Origin of the sequence: Paenibacillus sp. MSJ-34 (genome assembly GCF_018918005.1) — a bacterium.
Lineage (GTDB): Bacteria > Bacillota > Bacilli > Paenibacillales > Paenibacillaceae > MSJ-34.
Map to the genome: position 1 here is coordinate 114,434 of NZ_JAHLPR010000010.1, position 10,597 is coordinate 125,030.

10 protein-coding genes are annotated in these 10,597 nt (G+C 49.9%); all 10 read left to right on the plus strand.

The genetic code is table 11. From position 1 onward, the window contains the following. Positions 1 to 51: 51 nt before the first annotated feature. The 10 genes from KQI79_RS07365 (at position 52) to KQI79_RS07410 (ending at position 10,427) form a co-directional block, all read left to right on the plus strand. Positions 52 to 1,785, plus strand: a complete 1,734-nt coding sequence (locus KQI79_RS07365; RefSeq protein ID WP_216537580.1) for a 2-oxoacid:acceptor oxidoreductase subunit alpha — start codon at positions 52 to 54, stop codon at positions 1,783 to 1,785. Positions 1,786 to 1,787: 2 nt separating this feature from the next. After that, positions 1,788 to 2,654 (plus strand): 2-oxoacid:ferredoxin oxidoreductase subunit beta, encoded by an 867-nt coding sequence (locus tag KQI79_RS07370; RefSeq protein WP_216537581.1) that lies wholly within the window; start codon positions 1,788 to 1,790, stop codon positions 2,652 to 2,654. Positions 2,655 to 2,772: 118 nt separating this feature from the next. Then, positions 2,773 to 3,345, plus strand: coding sequence for a phosphate propanoyltransferase (gene pduL / locus KQI79_RS07375; RefSeq protein WP_216537582.1), 573 nt, complete (start codon positions 2,773 to 2,775; stop codon positions 3,343 to 3,345). A 183-nt stretch (positions 3,346 to 3,528) separates the two neighbouring features. Then, the gene (miaB, locus tag KQI79_RS07380; protein ID WP_216537583.1) at positions 3,529 to 5,082 is read left to right on the plus strand and encodes a tRNA (N6-isopentenyl adenosine(37)-C2)-methylthiotransferase MiaB; all 1,554 of its coding nucleotides are present in this window, start codon (positions 3,529 to 3,531) and stop codon (positions 5,080 to 5,082) included. Between the two features lie 59 nt (positions 5,083 to 5,141). Next, positions 5,142 to 5,600 carry a YlbF/YmcA family competence regulator gene (locus KQI79_RS07385; RefSeq protein WP_216537584.1) on the plus strand — a complete coding sequence of 153 codons (459 nt, stop codon included), beginning with the start codon at positions 5,142 to 5,144 and terminating at the stop codon, positions 5,598 to 5,600. Between the two features lie 127 nt (positions 5,601 to 5,727). Beyond that, positions 5,728 to 6,159 (plus strand): NfeD family protein, encoded by a 432-nt coding sequence (locus KQI79_RS07390; RefSeq protein ID WP_216537585.1) that lies wholly within the window; start codon positions 5,728 to 5,730, stop codon positions 6,157 to 6,159. Between the two features lies 1 nt (position 6,160). Next, a complete protein-coding gene (locus KQI79_RS07395; protein ID WP_216537586.1) occupies positions 6,161 to 7,096 on the plus strand; it encodes an SPFH domain-containing protein in 936 nt (311 codons plus the stop codon). Between the two features lie 378 nt (positions 7,097 to 7,474). Next, on the plus strand, positions 7,475 to 8,386 hold the full coding sequence (locus KQI79_RS07400; RefSeq protein ID WP_230191799.1) for a cysteine hydrolase family protein: 912 nt from the start codon (positions 7,475 to 7,477) through the stop codon (positions 8,384 to 8,386). A 42-nt stretch (positions 8,387 to 8,428) separates the two neighbouring features. After that, positions 8,429 to 9,874 (plus strand): nicotinate phosphoribosyltransferase, encoded by a 1,446-nt coding sequence (locus tag KQI79_RS07405; protein ID WP_216537587.1) that lies wholly within the window; start codon positions 8,429 to 8,431, stop codon positions 9,872 to 9,874. Positions 9,875 to 9,944: 70 nt separating this feature from the next. Next, on the plus strand, positions 9,945 to 10,427 hold the full coding sequence (locus KQI79_RS07410; RefSeq protein WP_216537588.1) for a pyridoxamine 5'-phosphate oxidase family protein: 483 nt from the start codon (positions 9,945 to 9,947) through the stop codon (positions 10,425 to 10,427). The last annotated feature ends 170 nt before the right edge of the window (positions 10,428 to 10,597 follow it).

Here is a 10,597-nt window from a genome sequence, read left to right on the forward strand (position 1 = left end):
TTTGACGCTTTTCAACATGACGTTAGTCACATTTAAAGGAGATGGGCAATCTTGGTTAATCAATTGTCATGGAAGATCGGGGGACAACAAGGGGAAGGCGTAGAAAGTACGGACCGTATTTTCTCCACCGCGTTAAACCGTCTAGGTTATTATCTTTACGGATACCGTCATTTCTCTTCCCGGATTAAAGGCGGACATACGAACAATAAAATCAGAATCAGCACGAAACCGATTCGTGCCATTTCGGACGATTTGGATATATTGGTCGCATTCGACCAAGAGAGCATCGATTTGAACGCGCATGAATTGCGCAGCGGCGGCGTTGTCGTTGCCGATGCCAAATTCGGACCGACGCTTCCGGAAGGGATCGACGCCAAGTTGTTCGCGGTTCCGATTACGGCGATCGCCGATGAGCTTGGAACGTCGTTGATGAAAAACATGGTCGCGTCCGGCGCATCCTGGGCGTTGCTCGGATTGCCGCTAGACGTTTTCAATAAAGCCGTATCCGAAGAATTCGGACGGAAAGGCGCAGCTGTCGTTGAAAAAAATATCGAAGCGGTAAAGCGGGGCGCAGAGTACGTATTGGAACTTGCTGGCGGTCCGCTGGAAGACTTGCGTTTGGAAGAAGCCGACGGCAGGCAGAAATTGTTTATGATCGGAAACGACGCGATCGGCCTCGGCGCGCTTGCCGCAGGCTGTCGATTTATGTCCGCGTATCCGATTACGCCGGCTTCGGAAATTATGGAATATTTAATTAAGCAATTGCCGAAATTCGGCGGTACGGTCATCCAAACGGAAGACGAAATCGCGGCGGTTACGATGGCGATCGGAGCCAACTACGGCGGAGCCAGAACGATGACGGCTTCGGCAGGACCCGGACTTTCGCTGATGATGGAAGCGATCGGCCTGGCGGGCATGACGGAAACGCCGGTCGTTATCGTCGATACGCAGCGCGGAGGTCCGAGCACGGGCTTGCCGACGAAACAGGAACAAAGCGATATTAACGCCATGATCTACGGCACGCACGGAGAAATTCCAAAAATCGTGCTCGCGCCGAGTTCCATTGAAGAATGCTTCTACGACATGATCGAAGCGTTCAATCTGGCAGAAATTTATCAATGTCCGGTTATCGTCCTGACAGACTTGCAATTGTCATTGGGCAAGCAGTCTTGCGAACAGTTGGATTACAATAGAATTACGATTGACCGCGGCAATCTGGTTCGCGATTTGCCGGAGCTCGAAGCGAATCAGTTGTTCAAACGCTACGAGTTTACGGAAAGCGGCATTTCGCCTCGCGTCCTTCCGGGCGACAAAAACGGCCTTCACCACGTAACGGGCGTCGAACACGACGAAACGGGCCGTCCGTCGGAAAATGCGGTGAACCGCAAGAAAATGATGGATAAGAGATTGCGCAAAATTAAGGACATCAAGGTAAGCAATCCGATTCATGCGGATGCGCCGCACGAAGAGGCCGATCTGTTGATCGTCAGCATGAGCTCGACGGGCGGCACGGTTGACGAAGCGAGAAAACGTCTTGAGGCCGACGGCATCAAGACGAATCACGTAACGGTTCGCTTGCTCTATCCGTTCCCGACAGAATTGTTCGCGCCGTACGCCGAGAAAGCGAAACGAGTCGTCGTATTGGAGAATAACGCGACAGGCCAACTTGCTTCCCAAATTAAACTGAACGTAGGCTATGCCGATAAAATTCGCAATATTTTGAAATACGACGGCAATCCTTTCTTGCCTTCGGAAGTATACAAAGCGTGTAAGGAGTTGAACTAGAAATGGCTACTTTTAAAGAGTTCCGCAACAATGTGAAGCCAAACTGGTGTCCGGGATGCGGAGATTTCTCCGTACAAGCGTCGATTCAAAGAGCGGCTGCCAATGTCGGCTTGGAACCGGAACAACTCGCAATCGTATCCGGTATCGGATGCTCGGGCCGTATTTCGGGATATATCAATGCGTACGGCTTGCACGGCATTCACGGACGCGCTTTGCCGATCGCGCAAGGACTCAAAATTGCGAATCGGGATCTTACGGTTATCGCTTCCGGCGGTGACGGCGACGGGTTCGCAATCGGGATGGGCCATACCGTTCATGCGATTCGCCGTAATATTAACATTACGTACATCGTCATGGACAACCAAATTTACGGTTTGACCAAAGGGCAAACTTCGCCGCGCAGCGCAACGGGCTTCAAAACGAAAAGCACGCCGGAAGGCTCGATCGAGACGACGTTGTCGCCGCTTGAGATCGCATTGTCCGCAGGCGCTACTTTCGTCGCTCAATCGTTCTCCAGCGATTTGAAGCAATTGACTTCGTTGATCGAAGAGGGCATCAAGCATGAAGGCTTCTCGCTCATCAATGTATTCAGCCCTTGCGTCACATTTAATAAAATCAACACATACGACTGGTTCAAAGAAAACATCATCAACTTGGAGACGATGCCGGATTACGATCCGACGAACCGGGTTCAAGCGATGACGAAAATTATGGAAACCGGCGGCATGTTGACCGGATTGATCTACCAAGACAAAACGAAAAAATCGTATGAAGACTTGATCCCTGGCTTTAAACAAGAAGGCTTGGCGAACCAAGACATTAAGTTAACGGAAGAACAATTTGACAAACTTGTTGCAGAATTTAAATAACTATGCAAAAAGACGTGCGAATGTATCGTACGTCTTTTGCATTTTTGCCGTAAAGTAGTATAATAATGGTTGTTTGACCGGATAGAGAGAATTTTAAAAAACGAGAGGTGGAGAGGAAATGCGTAAAACAGTACCTGTCGGCGTTTCCGCACGTCATATTCATGTCACGCAAGAACATATCGAAATATTGTTCGGCAAAGGATATCAGCTTACGGAGTTGAAGCCGCTGTCCCAACCGGGCCAATTTGCGGCAAATGAAACGGTTGAAGTGATCGGACCGAAAGGATCGTTCGGCAAAGTTCGAATATTGGGACCTGCGCGTCCGGCAACGCAATTGGAAATATCCCGTACGGACGCGTTCGCGCTCGGCATTCCGGCGCCGGTGCGCGAGTCGGGCAATATTGCAGGCACACCGGGAATGAAAATTAAGGGGCCTGCCGGCGAAGTGGAGACGGATCAAGGCGTTATCGTTGCGGCGCGCCATATCCATTTCCATACGTCCGATGCGGAGAAATGGGGCATTAAAGATAAACAAATGCTCAAAGTACGGCTTGGCGGCGAACGCGGTCTTGTATTGGAAAACGTCATCGCGCGCGTATCCGATCAATTTGCGTTGGACATGCATATCGATACGGACGAAGCGAACGCGGCCGGCGCGAAAACCGGCGATACGGCCGAAATTATCGATTAAACGAATAGGGTTCGATTAGCGATCGATGGGAAAGCAGAGGAACGGTTATCGAGTGATCCGGATTCCTCTGCTTTTCTTGTTTAGGCCGAGAAAAAATGTTATAATTTGATGTAATGCTTTTTTTCAAATATTATTCATTTCATATACGAGTAACGCATCGGTTAGAAAGGAAGTGAACCGTTTATGGCGAAGGAAACGAAAGATTATGCCAAATACTTTGATTTTTCGAACGCCAAAGTGTTATCTGAGGATGAAAACGGCAAAAAAATTCGCATTAACGGTCGGGAAATTCAGATCAAAAGCGAGCCGAACCAAAGGCAAGGGAAGCAGCGCGGTAAGGAAGACATTCAAGTGCACTACGATACGGCCGTACCGGACGAGCTTCGGACCCTCGGCAACGGCAAATATTATTTGATTTATACGTACGGCTGCCAGATGAACGAGCATGATACGGAGACGATGAAAGGCATGCTCGAGCAGATGGGGTATCAAAGTACGGAAGACCGCAAACAAGCGGATATTATTTTGCTCAATACTTGCGCGATTCGCGAGAACGCCGAAGATAAAGTGTTTGGCGAATTGGGCCATTTAAAAGGGCTCAAGACGGAAAAACCCGATTTGATTCTCGGGGTATGCGGATGCATGTCGCAGGAGGAAGCGGTCGTGAACCGCATATTGTCCAAGCACGGATTCGTCGACATGATCTTCGGAACCCATAACATCCACCGCTTGCCGCATCTGGTGAAAGAAGCGCTGTTCAGCAAAGAGATGGTCGTGGAAGTTTGGTCCAAAGAAGGGGACATCATTGAGAACTTGCCCAAGAAACGCGAAGGAATGCGCGCTTGGGTCAACATTATGTACGGATGCGACAAATTTTGCACATATTGCATCGTTCCTTACACGCGAGGCAAGGAAAGAAGCCGCCGTCCCGAAGACGTGATTGCGGAAGTACGGGAACTCGCCAGACAAGGCTTTAAAGAAATTACGCTGCTCGGCCAGAACGTGAACGCCTACGGCAAAGATTTCACCGATATCGAATACCGCTTCGGCGATTTGATGGACGATATCCGTAAAATCGATATTCCGCGCGTCCGCTTTACGACATCGCATCCGCGCGATTTCGACGATCATCTGATCGAAGTGCTGGCCAAGCGCGGCAATCTGGTAGAGCATATCCATTTGCCGGTGCAATCGGGAAATTCGCAAGTTTTGAAAAAAATGAGCCGCAAATATTCGCGCGAACATTATTTGGAGCTTGTCCGCAAAATTAAAACGGCGATTCCCGACGTCGTATTAACGACAGACATCATCGTCGGCTTCCCGGGAGAAACGGACGAGCAGTTCGAAGATACGTTGTCGCTCGTTCGCGAAGTCGGATACGATTCGGCCTTTACGTTCATCTATTCGCCGCGCGCGGGTACGCCTGCGGCTGTCATGGAAGATAACGTACCGATGGAAGTCAAGAAAGAACGGCTGCAGCGTTTGAATGAAGCGATTAACGAGTACAGCCGCCAAAGCAATGAGAAATTGCGCGGGCAAATCGTCGAAGTGCTGGTCGAAGGCGAAAGCAAAAATAACGCAAACATGCTGTCAGGCCGCACACGTACGAATAAACTCGTTCATTTTGCCGGTTCCAAAGATTTGATCGGATCGTTCGTGCATGTGAAAATAACCGATCCGTACACATGGTTTACGAAAGGCGAGCTGGTCGCCGAACCGGCCGCAGCTCAAGCATAATCAAGATTCGTACATCCTATTAAGATAGAAAAAATGACTTGAAATGGGGGAGTTTGGGAATGGAGCAGCACGAACACAATCACGACCACGGACACAGCAACATACCGAAATTCAATTCGCGCGATCTGATCGTACGTGAAGATATTATGGCCAAAGCGAAAGAATTGGCGGAATTGATCTACACTTCCGAAGAAGTGCAGCATTATCAAAAAGCGGAACAGAAGATCAGCAACAACGAACGCATTCAAACGTTGATCGCGTCGATGAAGAAAAAGCAAAAAGAAATCGTCGCGTTCGAAAAGTTCCAAAATGCAAGCATGGTTGCGAAAATCGAGAAGGAAATCGAGCAATTGCAAGACGAATTGGACGGTATTCCGATTGTGGCCGAGTTCCAACAAAGCCAAAGCGATATCAACTATTTGCTCCAATTGATCGTATCCGTCATTAGCGATACCGTTTCCGCGAAAATCAACGTTGAATCGGGTGCCGTTGCGGCATCGTCCGATTGCAGCGATTAATTTACGGATCCATACCCTGCGCCCAAGGCGACAGGGTATTTTTTTGTCAATTTTGGACGAACGATACTTTTTCCAATGATTTCCGTATATATTAATATATCTCGGGAGAGGGGGTAAAAGAGACCGAATGGAACTTTGGGTAGTTTGGCTCATTGTCGCGGGCATCTTATTCGTCTTCGAAATGATGACGTTGACGTTTTACCTGCTTTGGTTAGGGATAGGAGCGCTCGCGGCGCTGGCAGTCGCTTTGGTCGCGCCGGAGGACATATTGCTGCAAGTCGTCGCGGGTTGTTTGGTCGCGCTTGTGCTGACGGTTTTTTCGAAAGCGATTACGAAGAGAGTGAGATCGTCGAAAGGGTTCAAGGACGCCGTGGATGAAATGGTCGGCAAACAAGGCATCGTTATGGAGAACATCGATCCCGGTCAATATGGAATCGTTAAGGTCGGCGGGGATACGTGGAGCGCGACGTCGAAGCAAACGCTGAAGACCGGCGATCGCGTCTTTGTCGTGAAACGAGGCAATGCCATTTTGGAAGTTGAGAAACAGGGAGGCGATTGATATGCATTGGGCGATTATCGTTATTATTTTGCTTGTGGTCATCGTATTTATTGCGCTCACGATCAAAATCGTGCCGCAACAACGGGTCGGAGTCGTCGAACGATTGGGCAAATATCATAGGCTGTTGACTCCGGGGTTGAATATTCTGATTCCGATCATCGATCAAGTGCGCGTCTATCACGACTTGCGCATTCAGCAGGCGAACGTGCCGCCGCAAACCGTCATTACGAAGGATAACGTTCAAGTGCAAATCGATACGATCATTTTCTATCAAGTGATCGGGCCGGAGCAAGCGACGTACGGCATATCCGATTACGTATATGGCGTGCGCAACATTACGACGGCGACGATGCGGCAAATTATCGGCAAATTGGAATTGGACGAAACATTGTCCGGCCGCGAGAAAATATCGACGGAAATTCGCATCGCGCTCGACGAAGCGACGGAAAAATGGGGAGTCCGTATCGAACGGGTGGAAGTCATCGATATTAAACCGCCGCTCGATATTCAGGAAGCGATGGATAAACAGATGAAAGCGGAACGGAACAAGCGCGCGATCGTGCTGGAGGCCGAGGCGGCGAAGCAAGATATGATTTTGCGGGCGGAAGGGGACAAACAGAGCAAGATTTTGAAGGCCGAAGGGGATAAAGAGGCGCGCATCCGCGAAGCGGAAGGTTTGCGCCAGGCTCAGGAATTGGAAGCGCTCGGGGAGGCGAAAGCGATTCAAGCGATTGCGGAAGCCGAGAAAAATCGGATCGAGCTGCTGCGCGCGGCCGGGCTGGACGAGAACGTGTTGGCGTACCGGTCGTTCGAGGCGTTGACGGAAATAGCGAAAGGGCCGGCGAATAAAGTGTTTATTCCCGCCAATACCGTGGAAACGCTTGGCAGCATCGGCGCAATCGGGGAATTGTTCAAAGCGGCCAAGGCGGAACCGTAAGGCGCGGTTGTTACCGCTTTGGAAGCGGTCTGGCGGTTAAAAAGATCATGTTGATTTCGTGGCAGGTGCGTTGTTTCATTCCCTTTTGTCGATATCCCCTTCGTTCAGTTGAGCCGGTTTCTTTCTGACGGGTGCGATCCTTAGCGAGCGGGATATCGACAAAGGGCGGGGAAAAGAGAATACCGCTGTATGCCTATGTGATTCAATTCACGAATTTCGGCATCGTTTCATATGCTATAGGAAACTTGGTTGGATTTTGTCTAAGTTTGTGATAAACTTCACTTAATATAGCTTGTCCGCTTGCAGGGGAAACGAGTTTCGTTCGATTCAGCACGTGATGCATCATAGCTTGCATTAACTTTGAAGGAGGGCGATCCGATGACGATGAAGACGCGATTTGAACAATTATTCGATCAACATGCGCTTGGACTTGCCGATATGGGGAAGATGAACGACGTATTTACGCTTGCCTCGCAGGAGAGGTTGCGGCCAGCCGCTGAGGATGAGCGGCGGATTTTGTTCGTTGCGATCGATATGCAGAACGATTTTATGGAGAACGGCGCGCTGCCGGTGCCGGGTTCGTTTCAAGACGCGGCGAACGCGGCTCGTTTTATATACCGCCATATGGATAAAATAACGAATATTGCAATTTCTTTGGATACCCATCAGCCGCAGCAAATTTTCCATCCGTGTTGGTGGACGGACGAGAGCGGCAATCATCCGGAGCCGTATACGATCATTAAGGCGGCCGATGTTGCGGGCGGCAAATGGATTGCGGCGGCGCATCCCGGCGAAAGCTTGGAGTATGTAACGGAACTGGAGGCGCGCAGCCGGAAAGATTTATGCATTTGGCCTTATCATTGTTTGGAGGGAACCGCCGGGGCGGCATTGGAAACCCAATTTGCCAAAGTCGTCTATTTTCATTCGATCGCCAGACGCTCGGAGACGCAGCGTATCGTCAAAGGATTGGATCCGTTAAGCGAAATGTACGGCATCATCAAGCCTGAATACGACCGGAAGGGCTCGTACAATAAAACATTTCTGGATCGCTTGCCGTCGTATGACAAAGTGATTGTCGCCGGCGAAGCGAAATCGCATTGCGTATTGGAGTCGGTACGTCAAATATTGGAGCATTACGGCGATCGGCGGGATGTAACGTCCAAAATCGTGTTGCTTGCGGATTGCATGAGTCCCATCCCGGGATTTGAACAAGCGACGGACGAGACATTTGCCTATTTTCAAGAAAAGTATGGAATTTATATTGTGAGCTCGACGGAATTAGAGTTATAAGTTAGCGGACAGGAATATGGAAGACACCAGGGAGATGTGAACATGAATACGGAATCGATGGCATTGCATACCGATAAATACCAGTTGAATATGATGTACGCTCATTGGATCAGCGGTACGCACAACGAGAGGGCGGTGTTCGAGGCTTATTTCCGCAAGCTGCCTTTCGGCAACGGTTATGCGGTGTTTGCAGGTTTGGAACGAATTATTCATTATATACGGGAATTGCGGTTTACCGAAGAAGATATCGCATATTTGGCCGAGCAAGAAGAACAGTACGATGCGGCGTTTCTCGAGGAATTGCGGCGCTTCCGTTTCACGGGGACGATTCATGCGGTGAAAGAAGGAACGCTCGTTTTTCCGAACGAGCCTTTGATTCGCGTGGAAGCTCGTATTTTCGAGGCGCAGTTGATCGAAACGGCACTCCTTAACTTTATGAATTTTCAGACGTTGATCGCCACGAAGGCGTCGCGTATTAAGCAGGTCGCAGGGAAGGATACGCTGCTCGAATTCGGGACGAGACGGGCGCAAGAAGCCGATGCGGCGGTATGGGGAGCCAGGGCGGCATATATCGCCGGATTCGATGCGACGTCCAATCTGCTTGCGGGACAGCGTTTCGGCATTCCAACGAAAGGAACGCATGCCCATTCGTGGGTGCAGAGCTTCGACAGCGAGCAGCAGGCATTCGAAATGTACGCCAAAGCGCTGCCGGATCTGGTCACGCTGCTGGTCGACACCTACGATACGTTGAAGAGCGGCGTACCGCACGCAATCGAGGTCGGGAAGCGGATGGAACGGTACGGCAAGCGAATGCAGGCCATCCGCTTGGACAGCGGAGACATTGCCTACTTATCGCAAAAATCGCGGGAAATGCTGGACGAAGCGGGCTTGACGTACGTCAAAATCGTAGCGACCAACGATTTGGACGAGCACACCATATTCAACTTAAAAGCGCAAGGCGCCAAAGTGGATACTTGGGGCGTCGGGACGCAGCTTATTACGGCTGCGGATCAGCCGGCTTTGGGCGGGGTATACAAAATCGTCGCCCGTATGGAGAACGGATCTTATTTGCCGACGATTAAAATTTCCGCCAACCCGGAAAAAGTGACGACCCCGGGCAAAAAAGACGTGTACCGGATCGTCGACGCGCAGCGGCACAAAGCGATTGCAGATTACGTCTGTTTGTCGGAGGAGGATGAAGTTCGCCGCGGGGCGAGAATTAAATTATTCGACCCCGTCCATCCGTTTCTATATCGTTATGCGGAAGAATATGACGCTATGCCATTGCTTACGCCGATCTTCGAGGAAGGCGAGCAAGTATACAAGTTGCCGTCGCTTGACGAAATTCGGCGCTACCATCAAATGCAACTGGCGATGTTCTGGCCGGAATATTTGCGCAAGTTAAATCCGCATAAATACGCCGTCGATTTCAGCCAAAAGGCGTGGAATATGAAAATGGAATTAATCGAACAGTTTGTCGGAAAATAAGCGATTCCATTGCCAAGCGGAAAAGTAGTATGGTATTCTTCTCCTAGTGAAGGAGGGAATGGTAGTTTCAATGTCATATGCGAACGAATTGAGCAAGTTTTTCCGGGAACAAACGTTTATGCAACTGGTTACGAGAGGCGAAAACTTGCAGCCGGATACGGATGTCGCGATCGGGGGATACGTTTCCGCAAACGGGGAACGGGTGACCGTATATATCGACGCCGGCCGGTCTGAGGAAGTGCTCTCCAATTTGAACCGCAACGGGAAGGCTTCGCTGTTGCTCGCTCATGCCGGAACGCGTGAAACGGCGCAGGCGAACATTTTATATATTTCTTCGCGCCGATGCGCGGAATCGGATGTTATAACTCAATCAGACTATATCAAACGTATGAAGCCGTATTGGAGAGCTTATGAAAGACCGGGGGCGGGCGAACCGCTCGCGACGGTGGCCGTTACTTTTAAACCGGAGCAAATTTCCGGATTATCGAGCCGCTTATACGGCGCAATTTCCGCCAGCGCAGCCCGGAAGCTCGCCAAAACGGAAGTTCAATAAAAAAATTTCTTGCAAATGTTTCACATGGTGTGTTATGGTAATATTACTTTAATAGGATCTCGGAATAAACCGGGCGATTGAGGCTCAATTTGGGGTGCTTGAGTTAAAATTATCGATGTAAACGTGTTTTTGAAAGCAATTTTCAAAAATGCGTATGCTAAAGAACCCGA